This window comes from Burkholderia sp. LK4 (genome assembly GCF_001043615.1).
GTDB lineage: Bacteria > Pseudomonadota > Gammaproteobacteria > Burkholderiales > Burkholderiaceae > Burkholderia > Burkholderia cepacia.
Map to the genome: position 1 here is coordinate 29,875 of NZ_LDUL01000042.1, position 26,662 is coordinate 56,536.

Consider the following 26,662-nt stretch of genomic DNA (forward strand, 5'->3'; position numbering starts at 1 on the left):
GTGCAACGCACAAAAAACACTTGACATCCGTTTTCGCTGCCCTAAAATAGGCCTCATTGCTGCGTTGCACAAAGCACGCGCATCCGAGGTTCCCCGTCGTAGTGCCCTTTACCCTGCGATCGACGCGATCGCTTTTCAGGAGCTGGACATGTCCTTGCTGACCCCCGAGCAAATCGCCGCTGCACAGAAAGCCAACCTCGAAAGCCTGTTCGGTCTGACGACCAAGGCGTTCGAAGGCGTCGAGAAGCTGATCGAACTCAACCTGCAGGTCGTGAAGTCGACGCTGGCCGAAGGCCAGGAAAACGCACAGCGCCTGCTGTCGGTGAAGGACGCACAGGAACTGATCGCACTGCAAGCCAGCCTGTCGCAGCCGGTCGCGGAAAAGGTGCTGTCGTACGGCCGTCACCTGTACGAAATCGCATCGTCGACGCAAGCCGAGTTCGCGAAGGTTGCAGAAGCGCAATTCGAAGAGCAGAACAAGAAGGTCCAGGCACTCGTCGACAACGTCGCGAAGAACGCCCCGGCCGGTTCGGAAACGGCTGTCGCCGCACTGAAGTCGGCACTGAACGCTGCGAACACCACGTACGAAACGGTTCAGAAGGCCACGAAGCAAGCCGTCGAAATCGCTGAAACGAACTTCAACGCTGCTGCTGCCGTCGCAACGAAGGCTGCTACCGCCGCTGCCGCACGTCGTTCGAGCAAGCCGGCCGCGTAAGCGTCCCCTGCTCCTGAAAGAGCCGCGCACTGCGCGGCTTTTTCGTTTCTGGCGCCGCACCACGCCGGGCTCGCCAAGCCGCCTGCCTTGCCCGAACGGTCGTTTGAGCATCGGCCGCCAGCAAAAGAAAACGCCGCCGCCCGGATTGCCCGGGAGGCGGCGTTTTTTGTGGCCGGCAACATGCCGGCGCCGGTCGCGTTACTTCTTGCGCTGCGGCGGCAGGTCCGTGCACACGCCTTCGTACAGTTCGGCGGCCATGCCGACCGATTCGCCGAGCGTCGGGTGCGGATGGATCGTCTTGCCGATGTCTTCCGCGTCCGCGCCCATCTCGACGGCGAGGCACACTTCGCTGATCAGGTCGCCCGCGTTCAGGCCGACGATCGCGCCGCCGATCACCCGATGGGTTTCCTCGTCGAAGATCAGCTTCGTGAAGCCTTCGTCGCGGCCGTTCGCGATCGCGCGGCCCGATGCGGCCCACGGGAACACGGCCTTGCCGTACTTGATGCCTTCGGCCTTGCACTGGTCTTCCGTCTTGCCGGCCCACGCCACTTCCGGATCGGTGTACGCCACCGACGGGATCTGCAGTGCGTCGAAGTACGCCTTCTCGCCGTGCGCGGCTTCCGCTGCGACGTGGCCTTCATGCACGGCCTTGTGCGCGAGCATCGGCTGGCCGACGATGTCGCCGATCGCGAAGATGTGCGGGACGTTCGTACGCATCTGCTTGTCGACGTCGATGAAGCCGCGCTCCGTAACGGCAACGCCTGCCTTGTCGGCGCCGATCTTCTTGCCGTTCGGGCTGCGGCCCACCGCGACGAGCACGAGGTCGTAGCGCTGCGCTTCCGCCGGCGCCTTCTCGCCCTCGAACTTCACGTAGATGCCGTCTTCCTTCGCTTCCGCGCCGACCGTCTTGGTCTTCAGCATCACGTTGCCGAAGCGCTTCGCGTTGTACTTTTCCCAGACCTTCACGAGATCGCGGTCCGCGCCCATCATCAGGCCGTCCATCATTTCGACCACGTCGATCTCGGCGCCGAGCGTCGAGTACACCGTCGCCATTTCGAGGCCGATGATGCCGCCGCCGATCACGAGCATGCGCTTGGGCAGCTGGCGCAGTTCGAGTGCACCGGTCGAATCGACGACGCGCGGGTCTTCCGGCATGAACGGCAGCTTCACGGCCTGCGAGCCCGCCGCGATGATCGCCTGCTTGAACTTGACGACCTTCTTGCCGTTTTCGCCCTGCACTTCCATGTGGAACGGATCGACGAATGCGCCGACGCCCGTGACCACTTCGACCTTGCGCGCCTTGGCCATGCCGGCGAGGCCCGTCGTCAGTTTCTTGACGACGCCGCCCTTGAAGTCGCGCAGCTTGTCGAGATCGACTTCCGGCTTGCCGAACGTGATGCCGTGCGACGCGAGCGCCGCGGCTTCCTCGACGACGAGCGACGTATGCAGCAGTGCTTTCGACGGGATGCAGCCGACGTTCAGGCACACGCCGCCGAGCGTCGAGTAGCGTTCGACGAGCACGGTCTTCATGCCGAGGTCCGCTGCGCGGAACGCGGCCGAGTAGCCGCCGGGGCCGGCGCCGAGCACGAGCATGTCGCATTCGATGTCGGCGGCACCGCTGTAGCTGCCGGCTTGCGGCGCGGGCGCCGGGGCGGCCGGTGCCGGAGCAGCCGCTGCGGGCTTGGCCGGTTCGGGTGCTTTCGCGGGCGCGGCGGCGCCTGCCGATGCTTCGACGATGGCGATGACGGTGCCTTGCGAGACTTTCTCGCCGGCCTTGACCTTGACTTCCTTGACGGTGCCGGCGACGTCGCTGGGCACTTCCATGGAGGCTTTGTCGGATTCGAGCGTGATGAGCGTCTGCTCTTTTTCGATCACGTCGCCGGGTTTCACGTTGACTTCGATGACATCGACGCCGCTGAAATCGCCGATATCCGGAACCTTGACTTCGATGAGACTCATGACTGTCCCCTTCTTGATTAGCTGCAGACAGAGGGGGAGAAACCCGCGGAAGAACCCACTACTGCGACTACGGCCTGACAAGAGAACGCGACGCTGGGCAGGACCACCTTTGCCGTCCGCCCAAGGACGCGCCTTTCTTTTGGTTACTTTTCTTTGGAAGACAAAGAAAAGTGACCGCCGCCCCGCGCAGGGGCGACGCTAATAGACCGTTAGCGCAACAGGTTCAACGACAAGAGCGTGGAGAACCAACCAAAAACCACGCCCCCGCGAGCCCCACCCCGCTCATCAAAGAATGATGCGACGGAAATCCGCGAGCAACGCGCCGAGATACGCATTGAACCGCGCGGCTTCCGCGCCATCGATCACGCGATGGTCATACGACAGCGACAGCGGCAGCGTCAGACGCGGCACGAACTGCTTGCCGTCCCACACCGGCTTCATCTGGCCGCGCGACAACCCGAGGATCGCGACTTCCGGCGCATTGATGATCGGCGTGAAGTGGGTGCCGCCGATTCCGCCGAGCGACGAGATCGAGAAGCAACCGCCCTGCATCTGGTCCGGCTTCAGCTTGCCGTCGCGTGCGGCCTTCGACAGCTCGGCCATTTCCTTCGCGATATCGACGAGCCCCTTCTTGTCCGCATCGCGGATCACCGGCACGACGAGGCCATTCGGCGTGTCCGCGGCAAAACCGATGTGGTAGTACTGCTTGAACACCAGATTGTCGCCGTCGAGGCTCGCGTTGAAGGTCGGGAATTTCTTCAGCGCGGCGACGACCGCCTTGATCACGAACGCGAGCATCGTGAACTTCACGCCCGCCTTTTCGTGCTCCTTGTTCAGCTGCACGCGCAGCGCTTCGAGCTCGGTGATGTCCGCTTCGTCGTTGTTCGTGACGTGCGGGATCATCACCCAGTTGCGATGCAGGTTCGCGCCCGAGATCTTCTTGATGCGCGACAGCGGCTTCGCCTCGAACGGGCCGAACTTCGAGAAGTCGACCTTCGGCCACGGCAGCAGGTTCAGTTCGCCGCCGCCTGCCGGCGCGGCTGCCGCGCCCGGTGCCGCGCGCTGGCCGGTCATCACGCCCTTCACGAAGCCCGTGACGTCTTCCTTCGTGATGCGGCCCTTCGGACCCGAGCCCTGCACGCGCGCGACTTCGACGCCGAGTTCGCGTGCGAACTTGCGTACCGACGGCGATGCGTGGCTGGCGCGGTATTCGCCCGACGATGCCGCGGCCGGAGCCGGCGCTGCAGCGGCCGGTGCGGCCTTCGCGGGTGCCGGTGCAGGTGCTGCCGGTGCTGGCGCCGGCGCTGCAGCGGCGGGCGCCGGTGCGCTCGCCTGCGGTGCGGCAGCCGCTGCACCTGCGGCTTCGAGCAGCACGATCAGCGTGCCTTCCGACACCGAATCGCCCACCTTGACCTTGATTTCCTTCACGACGCCCGCTGCCGGGCTCGGCACGTCCATCGTCGCCTTGTCCGACTCGAGCGTGACGAGCGACTGTTCCTTCTCGACCGTGTCGCCGACCTTCACGCCGATCTCGATCACCGGCACGTCCTTGTAGTCGCCGATGTCCGGTACCTTCACTTCGAGCGTGCCGCCGGCGGCTGCCGGTGCGGCAGCCGGTGCCGCTGCGGCCGGCGCAGGCGCGGCCGCCGGAGCCGGTGCTGCGGCCGGCGCGGCCGCGCCGTTGGCCTGCGCCGCGGCGCCGCCTTCGAGCAGGATGATCAGCGAGCCTTCCGACACGGAATCGCCCACCTTGACCTTGATTTCCTTCACGACGCCGCCTACCGGGCTCGGCACGTCCATCGTCGCCTTGTCCGACTCGAGCGTGACGAGCGACTGCTCCGGCTCGACCGTGTCGCCGACCTTCACGCCGATCTCGATCACCGGCACGTCCTTGTAATCGCCGATATCCGGCACCTTCACTTCGATCGCTTGACTCATCTGTTTCTGTCTCCATGGCTGCGCGCGCTTCTCGCGGAAGCGGCGCGCGGCATCACACGGCGTGTGCGTTAAACGGTCATCGGGTTGGGCTTCGACGGATCGAGGTTGTACTTGGCGATCGCGTCCGCGACCACCTTGCGCTCGATCGTGCCCTCGTCGGCCAGCGCGTTGAGCGCGGCGACGGTGACCCAGTGACGGTCGACTTCGAAGAAGTGACGCAGCTTCTCGCGGGTATCCGAGCGGCCGAAACCGTCGGTGCCCAGCACGACGAAGCGGCGATCGATCTGGCCGCGGATCTGGTCGACCAGCGCGCGGACGTAGTCGGTCGACGCGATGACCGGGCCCTGCGTGTCCTTCAGGCACTTCTGCACATGCGACAGGCGACGCTCCTCGGTCGGATGGAGCAGGTTCCAGCGCTCGACCTGGTGGCCTTCACGCGCCAGCTCGGTGAAGCTCGGCACGCTCCACAGGTCGGCGGCGACGCCCCAGTCGTTCTTCAGCAGGTCGGCGGCAGCGATCACTTCGTTGAAGATCGTGCCCGCGCCGAGCAGCTGGACGCGCGGCGCCTTCTTGTCGGCGTCGGCCTTCCTGAACGCGTACATGCCCTTGATGATGTCGGCCGCCACGTGCTCGCCCTGCGGAATCGCCGGGTGCTCGTAGTTCTCGTTCATCACCGTGATGTAGTAGTACACGTCTTCCTGGTCCTGCACCATGCGGCGCAGGCCGTCCTGGACGATCACCGCGAGTTCGTAGCCGAAGGTCGGGTCGTAGCTCACGCAGTTCGGCACCGATGCCGCCCACAGCAGCGAGTGGCCGTCTTCGTGCTGCAGGCCTTCGCCGTTCAGCGTCGTGCGGCCCGCGGTACCGCCGAGCAGGAAGCCGCGCGAACGCATGTCGCCCGCGGCCCATGCCAGATCGCCGATCCGCTGGAAGCCGAACATCGAATAGAAGATGTAGAACGGCACCATGATCTCGCCGTGCGTCGAATACGACGTCGCCGCCGCAATCCAGTCGCACATGCCGCCCGCTTCGTTGATGCCTTCCTGCAGGATCTGGCCGGTCTGCGATTCCTTGTAGAACATCAGCTGGTCGGAATCTTCCGGCACGTACTTCTGGCCTTCCTGGTTCCAGATACCGATCTGGCGGAACAGGCCTTCCATGCCGAACGTACGCGATTCGTCCGGGACGATCGGCACGACGCGCTTGCCGAGCGCCTTGTCCTTCAGCAGGATGTTCAGAATCCGCACGAACGCCATCGTCGTCGAGATCTCGCGGCCCTCGCCCGTGCCCTTCAGCAGCGGTTCGAACGCGTCGAGCGCCGGCACCGGCAGCGACGTCGCCTTCTCGCGGCGATGCGGCAGGTAGCCGCCGAGATCCATGCGCTGCTTGCGCATGTATTCGAGTTCCTTCGAACCTTCCTCGAACTTCAGGTACGGCACGTCGGCGATCTGCTCGTCGGTGATCGGCAGGCGGAACTGGTCACGGAACTTCTTCAGTTGCTCGACCGGCAGCTTCTTCTGCTGGTGCGTGATGTTCATCGCCTGGCCCGACTCGCCCATCCCGTAGCCCTTGATGGTCTTCGCGAGAATGACGGTCGGCGCACCCTTCGTGTTCGTGGCTTCGTGGAAAGCCGCGTAGATCTTGTGCGGATCGTGGCCGCCGCGGTTCAGCGCCCAGATGTCGTCGTCGGACCAGTCGGCGACGAGCGCCTTCAGTTCAGGCGTGTTGAAGAAGTGCTCGCGCACGAACGCGCCCGACTCCGACTTGTACGTCTGGTACTCGCCGTCGACGACTTCCATCATGCGGCGCATCAGCGCGCCCGTCTTGTCGCGCGCGAACAGCGCGTCCCAGCGGCTGCCCCAGATGACCTTGATCACGTTCCAGCCGGCACCGCGGAATTCCGATTCCAGTTCCTGGATGATCTTGCCGTTGCCGCGCACCGGGCCGTCGAGACGCTGCAGGTTGCAGTTGATCACGAACACGAGGTTGTCGAGCTTTTCGCGGCTCGCCATCCCGATCGCGCCGAGCGATTCCGGCTCGTCCGTCTCGCCGTCGCCGAGGAATGCCCACACCTTGCGGCCTTCCGTCTTCGCGATGCCGCGCGCTTCCAGATACTTCATGAAACGTGCCTGGTAGATCGCCATGATCGGGCCGAGGCCCATCGACACGGTCGGGAACTGCCAGAAGTCCGGCATCAGCCACGGGTGCGGGTACGACGAAATGCCGTTGCCGTCGACTTCCTGGCGGAAGTTGTCGAGCTGCTCTTCCTTCAGGCGGCCGAGCAGGAATGCGCGCGAGTACACGCCCGGCGACGAGTGTCCCTGCACGAACACGAGATCGCCGCCGTGCTGCTCGGACGCTGCGTGCCAGAAGTGGTTGTAGCCGACGTCATAGAGCGTCGCGGCCGACGCGAACGACGCGATGTGGCCGCCGACGTTCGTGTCCTTGCCTGCACGCAGCACCATCGCCAGCGCGTTCCAGCGCGTGTACGAACGGATGCGGTGCTCGATGTCCTGGTCGCCCGGGATCTTCGCCTGGGCTTCGACCGGGATCGTGTTGATGTACGGGGTATTGGCGGAGAACGGCAGGTGTTCGCCGTGCATGCGGGCGAACTCGATCTGCTTTTCGATCAGGTAATGCGCGCGGCCGGTGCCCACGGAGGAGATCACGCCATCGAGCGACTCCAGCCACTCGACGGTTTCTTGCGGGTCGTCGTCACGTTCGGCGGCGACATATTTCATCACTTCGTTCGGTACAGCGGACATTCTCGTCTCCTGGGTCCTGGAATGTGAGGATCGCTCTCGTGCAGACGACGCGACGCGACCGGCTGCGGGCAAGCTCCAGCGGATTGTAATGAGCGTGCGCGGGCCTGCGCAACAAAATTTTCGAATTGTGAGATCTTTTCTCGCAATACGAAATATTGCTGCGCTGCACCCATATTTCGGGGCTCTCCGGCGCGTCCCGGCGGAACAAATCCGTTTCCGTTCAACATATCCGGTATAGGTTTTCCATGTATTGCGCTGCGCTACAATCCTGCCATGTTGACCGATCGGCTTCTCGCACGCTCGGCGCGACCGTCGGGCCCGCCGGCGGAGTCGCAGCCGTCCCGTTGGCACCACGGACCGTGGTGGTCCAATTCCTATTTGCTGACGCCACTGCTGTCGATCCTCGTGTTCCTGGTGGTGATGAGCCTCATCCTGTGGAGCCTCAACCGCCGCGAACAGCAGCAGCAGGAAGACACCCTCTTCCGGAACGTCGCGTGGGCGCAGCAGCAGATCCGCCTGTCGATGACGGGCGCGCAGGAACAGCTCCAGGCAGTGTCGCGCGACCTCGCGTCCGGCCGTCTCGACCAGAACGCGTTCCAGATGGCCGTCGCGGACGTGATGCAGACGCACCCGGAAATCCTCTACCTGAACTGGTACACATCGCCCGGCGTACAGCGCTGGCCGACCGTGCATCCGCCGCTGCTCGGCCAGCGGCTCGCGAAGCCCGGCGAAGCGCAGATGCAGGACGCCGTGCGCGGCGCGTACGACGAGGCGCGCAGCACGCGGCGCCAGGCCTATTCGCCGCTGATCTACGACGACTTCGGCAACGGCTTCATCACGCTGCAGACGCCCGTCATGCGCGGCGACCGCGAGTACCTCGGCTCGATCGCCGCGGTGTTCTCGGTCGAAGGCATTCTGAAGCACGACATTCCGCAGGAACTGTCGTCGAAGTACAAGATCTCGATCACCGACGCGAACAACCGCGAGCTGTCGTCCACGTCGACGCGCCCGCGCCTGCCGCGCGACTCGCACTACGACCTGCCGCTCGATCCGCCCGGCCAGGGGCTGACCGTGCGCGTGTACGCATTCCCGCAGCTCACGAACCTCACCAACAACACGCTCGTATGGCTCGTGGCGGGCCTGTCGTGCTTCGTGCTGTGGAGCCTCTGGAGCCTGTGGAAGCACACGCGCCAGCGCTTCGAGGCGCAGCAGGCGCTGTACGCGGAGGCGTTCTTCCGCCGCGCGATGGAGAATTCGGTGCTGATCGGCATGCGCGTGCTCGACATGCACGGCCGCATCACGCACGTGAACCCCGCGTTCTGCCGGATGACGGGCTGGGACGAAACCGACCTCGTCGGCAAGGTCGCGCCGTTCCCGTACTGGCCGCGCGACGCTTACCCGGAAATGCAGCGCCAGCTCGACATGACGCTGCGCGGCAAGGCGCCGAGCTCGGGCTTCGAGCTGCGCGTGCGGCGCAAGAACGGCACGCTGTTCCATGCGCGCCTGTACGTGTCGCCGCTGATCGACAGTTCGGGCCGCCAGACCGGCTGGATGTCGTCGATGACCGACATCACCGAGCCGAAGCGCGCGCGCGAGGAACTCGCGGCCGCGCACGAGCGCTTCACGACGGTGCTCGAAAGCCTCGACGCCGCGGTGTCGGTGCTGGCCGCCGACGAGGCCGAGCTGCTGTTCGCGAACCGCTACTACCGCCACCTGTTCGGCATTCGCCCGGACGGCCATCTCGAGCTGTCCGGCGGCGGCTTCGACCGTGCGCAGGCCTCGTCCGACTCGATCGACATGGTCGACGCGTTCGCGGGCCTGCCGGCCGCCGCGCTGACGAGCAGCACGGCCGATGCGCAGGAGGTGTACGTCGAGAGCATCCAGAAGTGGTTCGAGGTGCGCCGCCAGTACATCCAGTGGGTGGACGGCCACCTCGCGCAGATGCAGATCGCGACCGACATCACGACCCGCAAGAAGGCGCAGGAGCTCGCGCACCAGCAGGAAGAGAAGCTGCAGTTCACGAGCCGATTGATGACGATGGGTGAAATGGCGTCGTCGATTGCTCACGAATTGAACCAGCCGCTCGCCGCGATCAACAACTACTGCTCGGGCACGCTCGCGCTCGTCAAGAGCGGCCGCGGCACGCCCGAGACGCTGCAGCCCGCGCTGGAAAAGACCGCGCAGCAGGCGCTGCGCGCCGGGATGATCGTCAAGCGGATCCGCGAATTCGTGAAGCGCAGCGAGCCGAAGCGCCAGCCGGCCCGGGTCGCGGACATCGTCGCCGACGCGGTCGGGCTCGCTGAAATCGAGGCCAGGAAGCGCAGGATCCGGATCGTCACGGAAATCCTCGCAAGAATGCCTATTATTTATGTCGACCCCGTGCTGATCGAGCAGGTGCTCGTGAACCTGATGAAGAACGCGGCCGAGGCGATGGCCGACGTGAAGCCGGCGTCGGCGGACGGCGTGATCCGCGTCATCGCCGACATCGAGGCGGGATTCGTCGACATCCGCGTGATCGACCAGGGCCCGGGCGTCGACGAAGCGACCGCCGAGCGCCTGTTCGAACCGTTTTACAGCACCAAGTCCGATGGCATGGGCATGGGGCTGAACATCTGCCGTTCGATCATCGAATCGCATCGGGGGCGTCTGTGGGTGGTCAACAACGTCGAGCCGGATGGCCGCATTTCCGGCGCGACGTTCCACTGCAGCCTGCCCATTGGGGAACCCGCTGATCTCGGCCAAGGGGGGCGCGAGGCATCGGCATCACATACCGTTACGGGAGAACTATGAATAGCCCTGTCACCACCACTCAGGAAACCGTCTTCGTCGTCGACGACGACGAGGCCGTACGGGACTCGCTGCGCTGGCTGCTGGAGGCGAACGGCTATCGCGTGCAATGCTTCTCGAGCGCCGAGCAGTTCCTCGATGCGTACCAGCCGGCGCAGCAGGCCGGCCAGATCGCGTGCCTGATCCTCGACGTGCGGATGTCGGGCATGAGCGGTCTCGAGCTGCAGGAACGCCTGATCGCCGACAATGCCGCGCTGCCGATCATCTTCGTCACGGGTCACGGCGACGTGCCGATGGCCGTGTCGACGATGAAAAAGGGTGCGATGGACTTTATCGAGAAACCGTTCGACGAAGCCGAGCTGCGCAAGCTCGTCGAGCGGATGCTCGACAAGGCCCGAAGCGAAAGCAAGAGCGTCCAGGAGCAGCGTGCCGCGAGCGAACGCCTGTCGAAGCTGACCGCGCGCGAGCAGCAGGTGCTCGAACGGATCATCGCGGGCCGCCTGAACAAGCAGATCGCCGACGATCTCGGCATCAGCATCAAGACGGTCGAAGCGCACCGCGCGAACATCATGGAAAAGCTCAACGTCAATACGGTGGCCGACCTGCTGCGCCTCGCGCTGTCGAAGAAGCAGGCCTGAGCGGCGCGCGCGGCTCCGGGCAGCCCTGCCCGGCCGGCCGCACCATCGGCTACCGCGCCGCGCGATGCGGCCCACTCGCGCGGCATGGCCCGGCGCTTCCTCCCGGAGCGCCGGCACCGGCGCCATGACGCTTTCCTTGTATTCACTGTCGGACGACGGCAGGCGACCGGTATAATTGCGTGCTTTGCTGCGGCGCTTCGCGTGCCGCACGCCCGCATTCCAACTTCCCGGCAGGACCACCACCATGACAGCCCTCCTCATCGACGGCAACGCCCTCTCGAAGACCTTGCGCGCGCAGGCCGCCGAACGCGCCGCCGCCCTGACCGCACGCGGCCACCAGCCCGGTCTCGCGGTGATCCTCGTCGGCGCCAACCCGGCGAGCGAAGTCTATGTGCGCAACAAGATCAAGGCGTGCGAGGACAACGGCTTCTTCTCGCTGAAGGATGCGTACCCGGCCACGCTGTCGGAAGCCGACCTGCTCGCGCGCATCGACGAGCTGAACCGCGACCCGAAGATCCACGGCATCCTCGTCCAGCTGCCGCTGCCCGCGCACATCGACAGCCACAAGGTGATCGAGGCGATCGCGCCGGAGAAGGACGTCGACGGCTTCCACATCGCGAACGCCGGCGCGCTGATGACCGGCAAGCCGCTGTTCCGCCCGTGCACGCCGTACGGCGTGATGAAGATGTTCGAGGCGCACGGCATCCCGCTGCAGGGTGCGAACGCGGTCGTGATCGGCCGCTCGAACATCGTCGGCAAGCCGATGGCGATGATGCTGCTCGACGCCGGCGCGACCGTGACGATCTGCCACAGCAAGACGCGCGACCTCGCCGCGCATACGCGACAGGCCGATGTCGTGGTCGCCGCGGTCGGCAAGCGCAACATCCTGACCGCCGACATGGTCAAGCCCGGCGCGACGGTGATCGACGTCGGCATGAACCGCGACGATGCGGGCAAGCTGTGCGGCGACGTCGACTTCGCGGGCGTGAAGGAAGTGGCCGGCCACATCACGCCGGTGCCGGGCGGCGTCGGCCCGATGACCATCACGATGCTGCTGATCAACACGATCGAAGCCGCCGAGCGCGCGGCCGACGCAGCAGCCTGACCCTGCCCGTTCAGCCGGCGTGCGGTTCCGCGCGCCGGCGCCTCGCCGGCCGCACCTTGCCGGCCACCCCATCCCGCATTCGACCCCGCGCCAATCGCGTCGTTAGAAACTAACGATTGGAAAGCGCGCGATGCGCCCCAATAATGTCGATATCGGGCGCCGCGCTGTCGTGCGCGCCTTACCCTTTTCACTCCGGTTCATCCGGCAACAGACAGGGAGTCTTATGTCCGCCAGCGCCAACACCAACCCGCTTCTCGACTTCTCGGGCCTGCCCCGCTTCGGCGAGATCCGCCCGGAACACGTGACGCCCGCGCTCGACACGTTGCTCGATGCCGCCAGCCGCGCGGTCGAGACCGCAAGCGCCGCCGCGACGCCGGCAACCTGGGCGGATGTCGTCGAGACGGTCGAGCACGCGACGGAGCCGCTCGGTCGCGCGTGGGGCATCGTCGGCCACCTGAACGCGGTCGCCGATACCCCCGAACTGCGAGCCGCCTACGGCGAAAACCTGCCGCGCGTGACCGAATTCTGGTCGAGCGTCGGCCAGAACCTCGCGCTGTACGAGAAGTACAAGGCAATCGCCGCGAGTGCCGAATACGCAACGCTGTCCACCGAACGCAAAAAGATCCTCGACAACGCGCTGCGCGATTTCCGCCTGTCGGGCGCCGAGCTGCCCGAGGACCAGAAGCCGCGTTTCGCCGAACTGCAGGAACAGCAGGCCGCGCTGTCGAAGGCCTTCTCCGATCACGTGCTCGACGCGACCAACGCGTACGCGTACATCGTGCAGGACGACGCCGAACTGGCCGGCCTGCCCGGCGACGCGATCGAGGCCGCCCGCGAAGCCGCGCAGAAGGACGGCAAGGAAGGCTGGAAATTCACGCTGCACTTCCCGTCGTACTTCCCGGTGCTGCAATACGCCGACAACCGCGCGCTGCGCGAGACGCTCTACCGCGCCTATGCGACGCGCGCGTCGGAACTCGGGCCGCAGTACGGCGACGGCAAGGCCGAATGGGACAACACGGCGATCGTCGCCGATGCGCTGAAGCTGCGCCGCGAAGAGGCGCAGATGCTCGGCTACCGCAACTTCGCCGAAGTGTCGCTCGCGCCGAAGATGGCCGAATCGCCGCAGCAGGTGATCGCGTTCCTCGAGGATCTCGCAACGCGCGCACGCCCGCACGCGGACAAGGACTGGGACGAGCTGCGCACGTTCGCCGCGAAGGAACTCGGCCTCGCCGAACTCGCGCCGTGGGACGTCGCATACGCGGCCGAGAAGCTGCGCCAGCAGCGCTACGCGTTCTCGGAAAACGAGGTCAAGCAGTACTTCCCGGAGCCGGCCGCGCTGAAGGGGCTGTTCACCGTCACCGAGACGCTGTTCGGCGTCCAGATCAAGCCGGACGATGCGCCGGTGTGGCACAAGGACGTGCGCTTCTTCCGCGTCGAGAACCGCGACGGCTCGCTCGTCGCGCAGTTCTATCTCGACCTGTACGCGCGCGAAGGCAAGCGCGGTGGTGCGTGGATGGACGACGCGCGTTCGCGCGCGAAGCGCGGCAGCACCGTGCAGACGCCGGTCGCGTACCTGACCTGCAACTTCTCGGCACCGGTCGGCGGCAAGCCCGCATGCTTCACGCACGACGAAGTCATCACGCTGTTCCATGAATTCGGTCACGGGCTGCACCACATGCTCACGCGCGTCGACGAGCTCGGCGTGTCGGGCATCAACGGCGTCGAATGGGATGCCGTCGAGCTGCCGTCGCAGTTCATGGAAAACTTCTGCTGGGAATGGGACGTGCTGTCGTCGATGTCGTCGCACGTCGATACGGGCGCCGCGCTGCCGCGCGAGCTGTTCGACAAGATGATCGCCGCGAAGAACTTCCAGAGCGGGCTCGGCACGCTGCGCCAGATCGTGTTCTCGATGTTCGACATGCTGCTGCACGTCGACTTCGACCCGGCAGGCGCCACCGGCGTGACCGCATTCGCGCGCGAGATCAACGAACGCTATCACGTGATCCCGCAAGCCGCGTTCTCGCGCTGGCCGAACACGTTCAGCCACATCTTCGCGGGCGGCTACGCGGCCGGCTACTACAGCTACAAGTGGGCCGAGGTGCTGTCGGCCGATGCGTACGCGGCGTTCGAGGAAGCGGCCGCCGCGAGCGGCAGCGTGCTCGACGCAGCGACCGGCACGCGCTATCGCCGCGAAATCCTCGAGGTCGGCGGCAGCCGCCCGGCGATGGACTCGTTCAAGGCGTTCCGCGGCCGCGAGCCGCAGATCGATGCGCTGCTGCGCCACAACGGGATGGCCGCACCTGCGCACTGAGCGCCCGCTGTCCGGCTCGTCCGGCTGCATCGAAAGGCACCGCCGCGGCGGTGCCTTTTTTCATGGCGCCGGGGGTTCGTCGGCTGCGTCGCCGGCGTGTCCGGTTTCGTCGTCGAACAGCGAGAACTGCCCGTGGCGCTCGGCGGTATCCTCGTCGATGCGCACGCCGACGCCGAGCAGCCGCACCGCCTGCGCACGCCGTTGCAGCCCCTTCGCGAGCAGCGTGACGGCCGTATCCGCATGCGTCGCGTCGGCCACGCACTCGACCGTCGTCCGCTGGAAATCGGCGAAGCGGATCTTCACGTACAGCTTGCGGATCGACCGCGCGGCGCCCGCCCGCGCGATACGCGCGTCGAGCTGCACGACGAGGCGGCGGATTTCTTCCGCGCACTGCTCGAGCGTCGTCAGATCGGTGACGTAGGTCGTCTCGACGCTGACCGACTTGCGCTCCTGGTCGGCCTGCACCGGCCGCTCGTCGATCCCGCGCGACAATTCGTACAGCCGCCGCCCGAACGCGCCGAATTCGCGGTGCAGGTCGATCAGCGGCCAGTCGCGCAATTGCGCGCAGGTCTGGATGCCGAGCCGGTCGAGCCGCGAGGCCGTCACCTTGCCGACGCCGTGCAGCTTGCGCACCGGCAGCGCCGCGACGAATGCGTCGATCTCGTGCGGCCGCACGACGAACAACCCGTCGGGCTTGTTCCAGTCGGACGCGATCTTCGCGATGAACTTGTTCGGCGCGACGCCGGCCGACACGGTCACACCGACCGTATCGTGCACGCGCTGACGGATCTCCCGCGCAATCAGCGTCGCACTGCCCTGGCACCGCTCCGACCCGCTGACGTCGAGGTACGCCTCGTCGAGCGACAGTGGCTCGACGTCGGGCGTGTAGTCGCGATAGATCGCCATGATCTGCCGCGATGCCGCGCGGTACTTGTCCATCGCGGACGGCAGGATCAGCAGGTCCGGACACTTGCGCATCGCCAGCGCCGAGGACATCGCCGAATGCACGCCGTAGCGCCGCGCCTCGTAGTTGCAGGTCGCGATCACGCCGCGCTGGTCGGGCCGGCCGCCGACCGCGAGCGGCCGGTTGCGCAGCGACGGGTCGTCGCGCATCTCGACCGACGCGTAGAAGCAGTCGCAATCGCAATGAATGATCTTGCGCATGCGCGGCAGCACGTCGCCCGGTGGCGGCGCGTGCGGATCGGCAGGCGGAATGATGGTCGGGTTCACGGTGCCGATACTGTACAAAAACACAGTGCCGGTTTCAACTGTCGCGTGCGGTCGCGCCCGGCTGTGCCGTACCGGCCCGCTTTGCACGGATCGTACCGGCCGGCGCGGGCAGCGGCGCCTATACTCGTCTGCCGCAATACACGAAACGCAAAGGTGACGGATGAAGACGATCGGACTGATCGGCGGGATGAGCTGGGAATCGTCGGCCGAGTACTACCGGATGATCAATCGCCATTCGAAGGCGCTGCACGGCGGGCATCACAACGCGAAAAGCGTGCTGGTCACGGTCGATTTCGCGGAGATCGAAGCGCTGCAGCGCACGCACGACTGGGCCGCGCTCGGCGAGCGGATGGCCAGCGCCGCGCGGCAGCTCGAAGCGGCCGGCGCCGATCTCGTCGTGCTGACGACCAATACGATGCATCGCGTCCACGCCGCGATCGAAGCCGCGGTGACGCTGCCGTTCCTGCACATCGCCGATCCGACCGGCGCCGCGCTGCGCGATGCGGGCATCGAGCGCGTCGCGCTGCTGGGCACGCGCTACACGATGGAGTTGCCGTTCTACGCGGAGCGGTTGCGCGACAGGTTCGGCATGGAGGTACTCGTGCCGGACGAACGCGGGCGCGACGACGTGCACCGGATCATCTACGACGAGCTGTGCCACGGCATCATCGCGCCGCAATCGCGCGCGACGTACGTGACGATCATCGAGGAACTGGCGACACGCGGCGCCCAGGCGGTGATCCTCGGCTGCACGGAAATCACGCTGCTGATCGGCGCGGACGACTCGCCGCTGCCGGTGTTCGATACGACCGCGCTGCATGCGAAGGCGGCGGTCGAGTGGGCGGCGCAATAGCGGCGCCGCGCGCAGAAAACAAAAAACCCGGCACGGGGCCGGGTTCCTGTCGACGAAGCGCGCATCGGTCACTTGCGCTGCACATCGTCTGGTGTGCTTGGTTGCGGGGGTAGGATTTGAACCTACGACCTTCGGGTTATGAGCCCGACGAGCTGCCAGACTGCTCCACCCCGCGTCAGAGAAATAAATTATAGGGTGAGGAAGTACTCACGTCAATACTTTTGTCACAATTTCTTCCCGATTCCCCGTGACGACGGTGCGAGGCACCGCCCCAACCCCGCACGACGGGCGCGTTCGCACCGCGTGCTCGCGGTAAGATGGCGGCCTTCGCATTTACCCCGCACGCACACTCCCGTTCATGAAAATCGCCACCTGGAACGTCAACTCGCTCAACGTCCGCAAGCAGCACGTACTCGACTGGCTCGCGCAAAGCGGCACCGACGTGCTGTGCCTGCAGGAACTGAAGCTGCCGGACGAGAAATTCCCGCGCGCCGATCTTGAAGCCGCCGGCTACCGCAGCTGGTTCACGGGCCAGAAGACCTACAACGGCGTCGCGATCCTCGCGCGCGACACGCTGTCCGTCGACGAATCGGACGTCGTGCGAAACATTCCAGGCTTCGACGATCCGCAGCAGCGCGTGATCGCCGCGACGGTCGACGGCGTGCGCATCGTGTCCGCGTATTTCCCGAACGGCCAGGCGCCCGACTCGGACAAGTTCGTCTACAAGATGCAATGGCTCGACGCGCTGCAGGCGTGGCTGCGCACCGAGCTGCAGCGCTACCCGAAGCTCGCGCTGCTCGGCGACTACAACATCGCGCCGGAAGACCGCGACGTGCACGACCCCGCGAAATGGGAAGGCCAGAACCTCGTGTCGCCGCAGGAGCGCGCCCACTTCGCGCAACTGATCGAACTCGGCTTCGTCGATGCGTTCCGCCGCTTCGAACAGCCGGAGAAGACCTTCACGTGGTGGGACTACCGGATGATGGCGTTCCGTCGCAACGCGGGGCTGCGCATCGACCACGTGCTGCTGTCGCCGGCGCTCGCGCAAACCTGCACGTCGTGCGAGGTCGATCGCACGCCGCGCACGTGGGAACAGCCGTCCGACCACACGCCCGTGGTCGCGGTCGTCGGCTGACCGGGCCGCCCGCGCGCGTTCAGCGCCGCGCGGGCGCCGGCCCGAGATGGGCCCACAGGAACCCGAATTCCGCCGCGTCGGCTTCCGCGCGTTCCAGATCGTCGGCACTGCCGTGGCCGCCGTCGGTGTTCTCCCAATACCACACCCGTTCATGACCGAGCGCATGCATGCGCGCGGCCATCTTGCGCGCATGCGCGGGATGCACGCGGTCGTCGCGCGTCGACGTCGTCAGCAGTAACGGCGGATACGCGACGCCCTCGCGCACGCGGTGATACGGCGAATACGCGGCAAGCGCCGCACCTTCGTGCGGATCCTCCGGGTCGCCGTATTCGTCAAGCCACGCGGCGCCCGCGTGCAGCTTCGGATAACGTCGCATGTCGAGCAGCGGCACGCGACAAAGCACCGCGCCGAACAGCTCCGGCCGCTGCACCATGCACGCGGCAACCAGCAGCCCGCCGTTGCTGCCGCCCTCGATGCCGAGCTGTGCGGCGCTCGTCACGCCGGTCGCGGCCAGATCCTCGGCCACTGCGATGAAATCGTCGAACGAGCGCTGGCGGTGTTCACGCTGCGCGTCGACGTGCCAGCGCGGCCCGAACTCGCCGCCGCCGCGGATGTGCGCGAACGCCATCACGCCGCCGCGCTCGAGCCATCCGATGCCGAACGCGTCGCTGTAGCCCGGCAGGTTCGGGATCGCAAAACCGCCGTAGCCCGACAGCAAACACGGCCGCGCGACGCGCGTGGCGCCTTCGGCCGGATCGAGTGCATCGCGCGGCCCGATCAGCGTGTACGGCACCATCGTGCCGTCTCGCGAGCGCGCGCTCGCGCGGCGCACGACGAGCCCCGTCGCGTCGAACTGCACCGGCGGCCGGTCGAGCAGCACGCGGCGCGACGACGCATCGTCCGCGCGGTCGGCCAGATCCGCCAGCCAGCACTCGGGCGGATCGAGATAGGTGTCGACGTCGACGTACACCTCGTCGTTCAGCGTCGCCTCGACGGGCTCGACGTCGATCTGCGCGTCACCCGTCCACTCGAACGGCCGCGCATCCCATGTCCACGTACCGTCGTCGACCTGTCGCGGTTGCCACAGCAGCGTGCGGTTGTGCACGTCGTCGAGCCAGCTCGCGATCAGCGTCGTGCGCGTGTGCGTCCACGTGCATGCGGACGTCGTCGGCTGCGGCGCGAACAGCGTCGTGAGTTCGCGCGACCCGGCCAGGAACGCCTGCTCGCGGATCGCCAGCAGCGAGCCGCCCGCATGGCGCACACCGCCGCAATCCCAGTCGAGGCGCGGCTCCAGCATGAGCCAGCCTTCCCAGAACCCGACCTCGACATGGGGCGGCACGTCGTAGCGCGCCCACTCGCCCGCATCGGTCAGCCGGTACGCATGCGCGTCGAAGAAGTCGACGCTGCGCCACGCGACGTGGCGATTGTCGATCGGATCGAACCCCGCGCCCGCGCTGATGTCGTCGGGTTCGCCGCTGAAGACGACGGGCACATCGGCAAGCGCGGTGCCGCGCACCCAGCGCCGCGCTTCATACGGATAGCCGGCCGCGGTGGCATGCGCGGCGCCGCGATCCCAGCTCACGTAGACGGTATCGCGATCGATCCAGCCGACCGTGTGATGCCCCGGCTCGTCGATCGTGAAGCCGCCGTCGACGAAACGACGTTCGACGAGATCGAATTCGCGCACGACGACCGCGTCGGCACCGCCCGGCGACAGCGACAGCAGCGCGCGATCGCCGTCCGGATACAGGATCGCGTCCTGCTCGAACACCCACGATTCGCCCTCCTCCGCGCCGAGCGCGTCGACGTCGAGCAGCGTTTCCCACGCCGGCCGGCCCGCACGCCAGTCGTCCCAGCGCGTGCGGCGCCACAGCCCCTTCGGATGGAGATCGTCCTGCCACAGGTCGTAGGCCCAGTCGCGCCAGCGGGTTGGAATCACCGGGCGTTCGCGCGGCAGGTACGCTTTCGCGAGGCGCGCCGTGAGCGCGCGATAGGCATCGTCGTCACGCAGCGCGGCGCGCGTGCGCGCGTTCTGCTCGTCGACCCACGTGCGGGCGCGCTTGCTGTCGAGCGCTTCGAGGAAACGGAACGGGTCGGCCCCGGCGGGCCAGCGGAAGGAATCGGACATTGCGGATGGGCGGAATGGCAAACGGCGTGCAAACCGCGATTATGTCCGATCGCGGCATGCGCGATGCCCGCGCATGCCGCAAATCGTGCTCAGGGCTCCAGATGGAGTTCCTGGATCTTGCGCGTGATCGTGTTGCGGCCGATGCCGAGGCGCTCCGCGGCCTCGACCTTGCGACCGCGCGTGAAGTCGAGCGCCTCGCGGATCACGGCCGCCTCGAAGCGGCGTGCGAGTTCGTCCATCACGTCGGCCGAGTTCTCGCGCAACAGCCGTGCAACCTCGGTGCGCAAACCATGCTCCCACACCGGATAGCCGGCCGGCGCGCTGCCGTTCGGCGCGGCCGCGACCGGCGCGGACGCCACCGGCGCCGTGCCCGTCACCGGTGCCGAGAGTGCCGTATCGCCACCGCCGACGTGCGTGCCCGCACCTTCGCCCGCAGCGACGACCGGCGCGCCGGCCGGCACGAGGTCGGGCGGCAGGTCCTTGATCTCGACCGTCTGCGCGGGCGCCATCACGGTCAGCCAGTTCGCGAGGTTCTCGAGCTGGCGCACGTTGCCGGGAAACGCGAGCGACGTCAGGTAGGCCAGCGCCTCGTCGGACACGCGTTTCGGCTCGACGCCGAGATCGCGCGCGCTCTTCTGCAGGAAGTGGCGCGTGAGCAGCGCGATGTCCTCGCTGCGCTCGCGCAGCGGCGGCAGCCGCAGCCGGATCACGTTGAGCCGGTGGTAAAGGTCTTCGCGGAACAGGCCCTGCCGCACGCGCGATTCGAGATTCTGGTGCGTCGCGGCGATCACGCGCACGTTCGCGCGCAGCGGGTTGTGCCCGCCGACCCGATAGAACTGCCCGTCCGACAGCACGCGCAACAGGCGCGTCTGCAGGTCGAACGGCATGTCGCCGATTTCGTCGAGGAACAGCGTGCCGTTCTCGGCCTGCTCGAAGCGGCCCTGCCGCGTCGACTGCGCGCCGGTGAACGCGCCGCGCTCATGGCCGAACAGCTCGGATTCGAGCAGGTCCTTCGGGATCGCCGCGGTGTTCAGCGCGATGAACGGCCCGTTCGCGCGCGGGCTGTGACGGTGCAGCGCACGCGCGACGAGCTCCTTGCCGGTGCCCGATTCGCCGGTGATCAGCACGGTCGCGGCCGAATGCGACAGGCGGCCGATCGCGCGGAACATGTCCTGCATCGCGGGCGCCTGGCCGAGCATCTCGGGCGCCTCGGCCACGCGCTCGTCCTGCGGCACGCCGCCGCGCAGGCTTTCCTCGACGGCGCGGCGGATCAGTTCGACCGCCTTGTCGACGTCGAACGGCTTCGCGAGATATTCGAACGCGCCGCCCTGGAACGCCGCGACGGCGCTGTCGAGATCGGAGAACGCCGTCATGATGATGACGGGCAGGCCCGGCAGGCGCTCGTGCATCGCCTGCAGCAACTCGAGGCCCGAGCCGCCCGGCATCCGGATGTCGGATACGAGCACCTGCGGCGTCTCGTGGTCGAGCGCGGCCAGCGCGTCGCGCACGTTCGCGAAGCTCTTCGTCGCGAAGCTGTCCCGGGCGAGCGCCTTTTCAAGCACCCAGCGGATCGATTGGTCGTCGTCTACTATCCAGATCGGCTTCATAGGTCGGTCAGATATTGGTGAATCCGGTGAATCGCCATGCCGCCGCTCAATGATCGAGCGGCAGCAGGATCTGAAATTCGGTACGCCCGGGCCGGCTTTCGACCTCGATCGTCCCGTCGTGCTGCTGCACGAACGTCTGCGCGAGCGTCAGGCCGAGGCCGCTGCCGTCGTCGCGCCCGGACACGAGCGGGTAGAAGATCCGGTCGCGGATGTCTTCCGGGATGCCGGGCCCGTTGTCGATCACGTGCAAGTCCAGTGCCAGCCGGTACAGGCGCTTCGCGATCGTCACCTTGCGCGCGATGCGCGTGCGCAACTCGATCTTCGCGTCGCCCTGCGCGATCCGTTCGCGCAGCGCCTGCGCCGCGTTGCGCACGATGTTGAGCAGCGCCTGGATCAGTTGTTCCTTGTCGCCGCGCAGGTCCGGCACGCTCACGTCGTAGTCGCGCTCGATCGTGAGCCCGCGCGGGAATTCCGCGAGCATCACCGCGCGCACGCGTTCGCATACTTCATGAATGTTCACGTCGCCGACGATGTGCGGATGCCGGTGCGGCTCCAGCAACCGGTCGACGAGCGTCTGCAGGCGGTCGGACTCCTTGATGATCACCTGCGTGTATTCGCGCAACTCGCCGCGCTCGCGCTCGCCGAGTTCGAATTCGAGCAGCTGGGCTGCGCCGCGAATGCCGCCGAGCGGATTCTTGATCTCGTGCGCGAGGTTGCGGATCAGCTGCTTGTTGACCGCGGTCAGGTCGTGGATGCGCTCCTCGCGATCGGTGCGCGACTGCCGTTCGTTCTCGAACAGCTCGACGAGCACGAAATCGGGCGCGGTCTCGAGGAAGCCGACGATCGCGTGCACGTGCAGCGGTTCGCGGCCGGGCCGGTCGAGCACGGTATCGAGGTGCGTCGCGTGAAAGCGTTCCTCGCCGATCGCGGTGATCGTCGACGCCAGTTCGTTCGCATTCGGAAAGATCTCGCCCCACGGCCGCTGCGCGAGCTGCCGGCGCGAGATGTCGAGCATCGCCTCCGCGGACGGGTTCGCGAACGCGATCCGCAGCGTCTTGCGGTCGAGCACGAGCACGACCGTCGGCAGCGCTTCCAGCCCCGCCAGCAGGCCCGAGCGTGCGAGCCGCTCGTCGTCCGTCAGTCGCTCGGGCTGCCCCGTTTTCGCCTTGATCAGATTCTTCAGAACCATCTGCGTGCTTGTCGCGCCTCAACGGGCCAGAAAAGGAAAATCACCGGAACAAAAAAGGGACGGCTGAACGCCGCCCCTTTCAGACTCCGCCGCCCCCGCCGCCAACCACGCGGCGGGAACGAACCGGCAAAACGGCGCTGAATCGAAGCGCCATCGCCGATTACAGCGAGTAGTACATCTCGAACTCGATCGGGTGCGTCGTCATGCGGAACTTCGCCAGCTCCTGCTCCTTCAGCGCGAGGTACGCGTCGATCATGCCGTCCGTGAACACGCCGCCGCGCGTCAGGAACTCGCGATCCTTGTCGAGCGCTTCGAGTGCCTGGTCGAGGCCCGCGCAGACGGTCGGGATCTTTGCATCTTCTTCCGGCGGCAGGTCGTACAGGTTCTTGTCCGCTGCTTCGCCCGGATGGATCTTGTTCTGGATCCCGTCGAGGCCGGCCATCATCAGCGCCGTGAAGCACAGGTACGGGTTCGCCATCGGATCCGGGAAGCGCGTTTCGATACGGCGGCCCTTCGGGTTCGACACGTGCGGAATGCGGATCGATGCCGAACGGTTGCGCGCCGAGTACGCGAGCTTGACCGGTGCTTCGAAGTGCGGGACCAGACGCTTGTACGAGTTCGTCGTCGGGTTCGTGATCGCGTTCAGTGCACGGGCGTGCTTGATGATGCCGCCGATGTAGAACAGCGCCAGTTCCGACAGGCCGGCGTAGCCGTTGCCCGCGAACAGGTTCTGTCCGTCCTTCCAGATCGACTGGTGAACGTGCATGCCCGAACCGTTGTCGCCGACGACCGGCTTCGGCATGAACGTCGCCGTCTTGCCGTACGAGTGCGCGACGTTGTGGATGATGTACTTCGACCATTGCGTCCAGTCGGCGCGCTGAACCAGCGTCGAGAACTTCGTGCCGATTTCGTTCTGGCCCTGGCCCGCCACTTCGTGGTGGTGCACTTCGACCGGAATGCCGAGCTGTTCGAGCAGCAGGCACATTTCCGAACGCATGTCCTGGAACGTGTCGACCGGTGCGACCGGGAAGTAGCCGCCCTTCGTGCCCGGACGGTGGCCCGTGTTGCCGCCTTCGAATTCCTTGCCTGCCGACCACGGCGCTTCTTCCGAATTGATCTTCACGAAGCAGCCCGACATGTCCGTGTTCCACTGGACCGAGTCGAAAATGAAGAATTCCGGTTCTGGACCGAAGTAGGCCGTGTCACCGATGCCCGTGCTCTTCAGGTACGCTTCGCCGCGCTTCGCGAGCGAACGCGGATCGCGCTCGTAGCCCTTGCCGTCGGCCGGCTCGACCACGTCGCAGGTCAGCACAAGGGTCGACTCTTCGTAGAACGGGTCGACGAAAGCGGCGCTCGGGTCCGGCATGAGCAGCATGTCCGACGCCTCGATGCCCTTCCAGCCGGCGATCGACGAGCCGTCGAATGCATGGCCGCTTTCGAACTTGTCTTCGTCAAACGCCGAAACCGGCACCGACACGTGCTGCTCCTTGCCGCGCGTATCCGTGAAGCGGAAATCGACAAACTTGACGTCCTCGTCCTTCACGAGCTGCATGACGTCGGCGACGGTTTTACTCATAACCTCTTCTCCTGATTAGAACAATTCCGGCGGACTGGGAACCGCCTCGTTTATCGAGCTGACCGGGGTCTTGCTTTGGCGCAGCGCGCCCCGATTCGACCGAATTCTATATAGCAGCTTCCGTGCCACCTTTGCGAACGACGGGCGCAAATCGCGCCGGGGCTCGCCACGACAGGGCCGGGCTGCGCGATTCCGGGGCCTTGCGCCGCACCGGTCGCTTGCCGAAAGCACTGTGATGGTGCAATTCCGGCGACCCGCCGCAGTCAAGGAATCATTCTGGTGCATGCGTGCCATTCTGCACTTTTTTGGTGAACGCGTGGGCCACGCGTGCACCGCACCGCACGCGGCCATCCGTGCCGCGACGCCGCGCTAGAATGCTCGTTTGACCGATACGGAGACTCCCTGCCATGAGTACGCTCGACCAGCTTTACGCGAAGGCCGACGAACGCCGCGCCCAAGGCGCGCTCAACTACGCCGGGGCGCTGCTGCCGGCCGAAGCCTTCGAACTGCTGCAGCTCGATCCGTCGGCGCGCCTCGTCGACGTGCGCACCCGCGCCGAACTCGACTGGATCGGCCGCCCGCTCGTCGGCGACGGCCAGTACCTGCACCTCGAATGGACGCGCTACCCGGGCGGCGTGCCGAACGCCGAATTCGTCAACGAACTGAAGGCGGCCCTCCCGCCCGCTACCCCCATCCTGTTCCTGTGCCGCAGCGCCGCGCGCTCGAAGCTCGCCGCGGTCGCCTCCGCGCAGGCCGGCTTCACGAAGGCGTTCGACCTGCTCGAAGGCTTCGAGGGCGCGAAGGACGCCGAAGGCCACCGCAAGACCGTCGATGGCTGGTGCTTCCGGAAACTGCCGTGGATCGGCGCCTGACGGCGCGCCGCGCCCGCTGGTAACGACAGCCTCATCGTCGAGCCGGGCGATGACATGCCGATGACGGGCCGCGTTGCGCGGCCCGTGGTTTTTGTGCGGCCGGCCGGCACGCCGCTCAGGCGCGCGACGCCTCGGCTTCGACGACGTCGCCGCCGAGCAGGTGCACGCCCTCGCGCAGCTTCACGTACGCGGCCGCGACCGCTTCCGGCTCGCCCTTCACGCCGAGGTCGATGTGACGGCGCGCGAAGATCCCGCCACGCTCCGCATCACCCACGCTCGGCAGGCTGAACACGCGCACGCCCGGGAAATCGCGCTCGATGCGCTCCATCAACGGCGTGAGCGTCGATTCCGGCAACTCGAACACGTACAGCGAACGCTCCGCGTGCGGCGTCGCGTGATGCAGGTGCGCGTACTTCGTATCGAGCACCCATTCGATCATCGGCCACGCCATCACCGGGAAGCCCGGCACGAAGTGCAGGTCGCCGACCGAGAAACCGGGAATCCGGTTGTAGCCGTTCGGGATGATCGTCGCGCCCACCGGAAACACGCCCATGTTGAAGCGGTGCTGGTTCTCCGGAGAAGCGAAATCGACCGGCGTGGCCGGGTCGGTGTGGGTTTCGCGGATCCTCTCCGAAATCAGCACCTTCGCTTCCGGGTGCAGCTCGAGCGTCACGCCGAGCGCGGCGGCCGCGCACTGGCGCGTGTGGTCGTCCGGCGTCGCGCCGATCCCGCCCGTCGAGAACACGATGTCGCCCGACGCGATCGCGCGCGCGAGCGTCGCCGTGATGCGCGCCGGATCGTCGCCGACGTATTCGGCCCAGTCGAGCGCGAGGCCGCGTGCGCCGAGCAGCTCGATGACCTTCGCCAGATGCTTGTCCTGCCGGCGGCCCGAAAGGATTTCGTCGCCGATGATGATGATGCCGATGCTCATGCCTGCCCCATGTCGATTGCGGTGGCGCGCGAACTCGCACGCAGGTCCTCCAGCGCGCGCAGGCAATAATGCCCGAACCACAGCGCCGAGAAGACGAGGATGAAAGCGTAAACCCAGATCATGGCCGCCGCGACGAACGGGAACAGCACCATCATCCAGACCGACGACACCCACACGAAGGTCGGCACGGTGCCGAGCAGCCCGGTCGCGACGCCGATGCCGATCAGCGGCCAGCGGTGCCGGCGCACGAGCGCCCGGCGCTCGTCGCGGCTCGCGTGCAGCGCGAGTGCGTCGTAGGTCATCACGCGGTACGTGAGCCAGCCCCAGATCACGGGCGGCAGCAGCGCGAAGAACGGTGGAATCAGCCACAGCGGGATCGTGACGACCAGCACGACGACGCCGGCCAGCGCCGCCCACAGCGAATTGAACACGCTGCCGAAGAAGGTGCCGCCCCGCTTCGGCTCGAGCGCCGCGAACTGCCGGTTCGACAGGTGCTTGATCACGACCGGCATCGAAATCGTCGCGATCAGCAACAGCACGGTCAGCACGATCAGCGGAATCGCGAGCGACACGACCACGAACGGCGCGACGACCGCATGCAGCTGCGACATGCCGATCGCGTCGAACGCGCGGTACAGCAGGGCCGTCAGCACGAAGCCGTCGAGCGCGCCGCGTGCGAGGTCCAGCAGCGTCTGCCACGAGAACCACAACACGACGCCCCACAGGACGGCCGAGACGAGAAACGGCATCAGGGTGAGCCAGAGCATGCGCGGATGCAGTGCGCTCGCCAATGCCCGGACGAAGGAACGCAGCAAGTCGTTCATGCGAGCCTGTATCGACGGAGAAAAACGGGGAAAGGATAAACCACGCGGCCCGCATGCGCCAAAGCACATGCGGGCCGCGTGGGAGAGCCGCTCAACGTG

18 protein-coding genes and 1 tRNA gene are annotated in these 26,662 nt (G+C 66.5%); 8 read left to right on the plus strand and 11 right to left on the minus strand.

Going from position 1 to position 26,662, the window contains the following annotated elements; all coding sequences use genetic code 11:
- The first annotated feature begins 148 nt into the window (after positions 1-148).
- Complete coding sequence (locus VK92_RS21890; RefSeq protein WP_006481973.1) at positions 149-715, plus strand: phasin family protein; 567 nt, start codon at positions 149-151, stop codon at positions 713-715.
- Positions 716-913: 198 nt separating this feature from the next.
- On the opposite strand, the gene lpdA is transcribed toward VK92_RS21890, so the two are convergent.
- From lpdA to aceE, 3 genes are all read right to left on the minus strand, one after another.
- Positions 914-2,674, minus strand: a complete 1,761-nt coding sequence (lpdA, locus tag VK92_RS21895) for a dihydrolipoyl dehydrogenase (RefSeq protein ID WP_048024079.1) — start codon at positions 2,672-2,674, stop codon at positions 914-916.
- Positions 2,675-2,959: 285 nt separating this feature from the next.
- A complete protein-coding gene (aceF, locus tag VK92_RS21900; RefSeq protein WP_048024080.1) occupies positions 2,960-4,612 on the minus strand; it encodes a dihydrolipoyllysine-residue acetyltransferase in 1,653 nt (550 codons plus the stop codon).
- Positions 4,613-4,680: 68 nt separating this feature from the next.
- Complete coding sequence (gene aceE, locus VK92_RS21905; protein WP_021157662.1) at positions 4,681-7,377, minus strand: pyruvate dehydrogenase (acetyl-transferring), homodimeric type; 2,697 nt, start codon at positions 7,375-7,377, stop codon at positions 4,681-4,683.
- Positions 7,378-7,650: 273 nt separating this feature from the next.
- On the opposite strand from aceE, the gene fixL reads away from it, so the two are divergent.
- The 4 genes from fixL to VK92_RS21925 all read left to right on the plus strand — a co-directional run bounded on the left by fixL (position 7,651) and on the right by VK92_RS21925 (position 14,218).
- On the plus strand, positions 7,651-10,167 hold the full coding sequence (fixL, locus tag VK92_RS21910; protein WP_048024081.1) for an oxygen sensor histidine kinase FixL: 2,517 nt from the start codon (positions 7,651-7,653) through the stop codon (positions 10,165-10,167).
- Positions 10,164-10,802 (plus strand): oxygen response regulator transcription factor FixJ, encoded by a 639-nt coding sequence (gene fixJ, locus VK92_RS21915; protein ID WP_006493245.1) that lies wholly within the window; start codon positions 10,164-10,166, stop codon positions 10,800-10,802. The genes fixL and fixJ overlap by 4 nt, the downstream gene beginning before the upstream one ends.
- A gap of 244 nt (positions 10,803-11,046) precedes the next feature.
- Positions 11,047-11,907 (plus strand): bifunctional methylenetetrahydrofolate dehydrogenase/methenyltetrahydrofolate cyclohydrolase FolD, encoded by an 861-nt coding sequence (gene folD / locus VK92_RS21920; RefSeq protein ID WP_048024084.1) that lies wholly within the window; start codon positions 11,047-11,049, stop codon positions 11,905-11,907.
- A gap of 223 nt (positions 11,908-12,130) precedes the next feature.
- Entirely contained in the window at positions 12,131-14,218 is a 2,088-nt protein-coding gene (locus VK92_RS21925) for a M3 family metallopeptidase (RefSeq protein ID WP_021157659.1), read from the plus strand.
- 60 nt (positions 14,219-14,278) lie between these two features.
- Here VK92_RS21925 and dinB read toward each other — a convergent pair whose 3' ends face one another.
- Positions 14,279-15,472 carry a DNA polymerase IV gene (gene dinB / locus VK92_RS21930; protein WP_021157658.1) on the minus strand — a complete coding sequence of 398 codons (1,194 nt, stop codon included), beginning with the start codon at positions 15,470-15,472 and terminating at the stop codon, positions 14,279-14,281.
- Between the two features lie 136 nt (positions 15,473-15,608).
- Here dinB and VK92_RS21935 point away from each other — a divergent pair, with 136 nt between their 5' ends.
- A complete protein-coding gene (locus VK92_RS21935; protein WP_048024085.1) occupies positions 15,609-16,301 on the plus strand; it encodes an aspartate/glutamate racemase family protein in 693 nt (230 codons plus the stop codon).
- Between the two features lie 98 nt (positions 16,302-16,399).
- Here the strand turns inward: VK92_RS21935 and VK92_RS21940 are convergent.
- Positions 16,400-16,476: transfer RNA gene (locus VK92_RS21940), tRNA-Met, on the minus strand.
- A gap of 183 nt (positions 16,477-16,659) precedes the next feature.
- Between VK92_RS21940 and xth the strand changes: the two genes are divergently transcribed.
- Complete coding sequence (xth, locus tag VK92_RS21945) at positions 16,660-17,436, plus strand: exodeoxyribonuclease III (RefSeq protein ID WP_048024087.1); 777 nt, start codon at positions 16,660-16,662, stop codon at positions 17,434-17,436.
- Between the two features lie 19 nt (positions 17,437-17,455).
- Here the strand turns inward: xth and VK92_RS21950 are convergent, their stop codons facing one another.
- From VK92_RS21950 to glnA, 4 genes are all read right to left on the minus strand, one after another.
- Positions 17,456-19,564, minus strand: a complete 2,109-nt coding sequence (locus VK92_RS21950; RefSeq protein WP_048024089.1) for a prolyl oligopeptidase family serine peptidase — start codon at positions 19,562-19,564, stop codon at positions 17,456-17,458.
- Between the two features lie 89 nt (positions 19,565-19,653).
- Positions 19,654-21,171, minus strand: a complete 1,518-nt coding sequence (gene ntrC / locus VK92_RS21955; RefSeq protein ID WP_021157654.1) for a nitrogen regulation protein NR(I) — start codon at positions 21,169-21,171, stop codon at positions 19,654-19,656.
- A gap of 46 nt (positions 21,172-21,217) precedes the next feature.
- Positions 21,218-22,360: a nitrogen regulation protein NR(II) gene (gene glnL, locus VK92_RS21960; protein WP_021157653.1), complete on the minus strand. Its 1,143-nt coding sequence runs from the start codon at positions 22,358-22,360 to the stop codon at positions 21,218-21,220.
- A 160-nt stretch (positions 22,361-22,520) separates the two neighbouring features.
- On the minus strand, positions 22,521-23,936 hold the full coding sequence (glnA, locus tag VK92_RS21965; RefSeq protein ID WP_017331833.1) for a type I glutamate--ammonia ligase: 1,416 nt from the start codon (positions 23,934-23,936) through the stop codon (positions 22,521-22,523).
- A gap of 407 nt (positions 23,937-24,343) precedes the next feature.
- Between glnA and VK92_RS21970 the strand changes: the two genes are divergently transcribed.
- Positions 24,344-24,808 carry a rhodanese-like domain-containing protein gene (locus tag VK92_RS21970; RefSeq protein ID WP_048024091.1) on the plus strand — a complete coding sequence of 155 codons (465 nt, stop codon included), beginning with the start codon at positions 24,344-24,346 and terminating at the stop codon, positions 24,806-24,808.
- A 115-nt stretch (positions 24,809-24,923) separates the two neighbouring features.
- Here the strand turns inward: VK92_RS21970 and VK92_RS21975 are convergent, their stop codons facing one another.
- Together VK92_RS21975 and VK92_RS21980 are read right to left on the minus strand one after the other, a co-directional pair.
- Positions 24,924-25,739 (minus strand): competence/damage-inducible protein A, encoded by an 816-nt coding sequence (locus tag VK92_RS21975; RefSeq protein ID WP_048024093.1) that lies wholly within the window; start codon positions 25,737-25,739, stop codon positions 24,924-24,926.
- Complete coding sequence (locus VK92_RS21980; protein WP_021157649.1) at positions 25,736-26,563, minus strand: EI24 domain-containing protein; 828 nt, start codon at positions 26,561-26,563, stop codon at positions 25,736-25,738. The genes VK92_RS21975 and VK92_RS21980 overlap by 4 nt, the downstream gene beginning before the upstream one ends.
- Between the last annotated feature and the right edge of the window lie 99 nt (positions 26,564-26,662).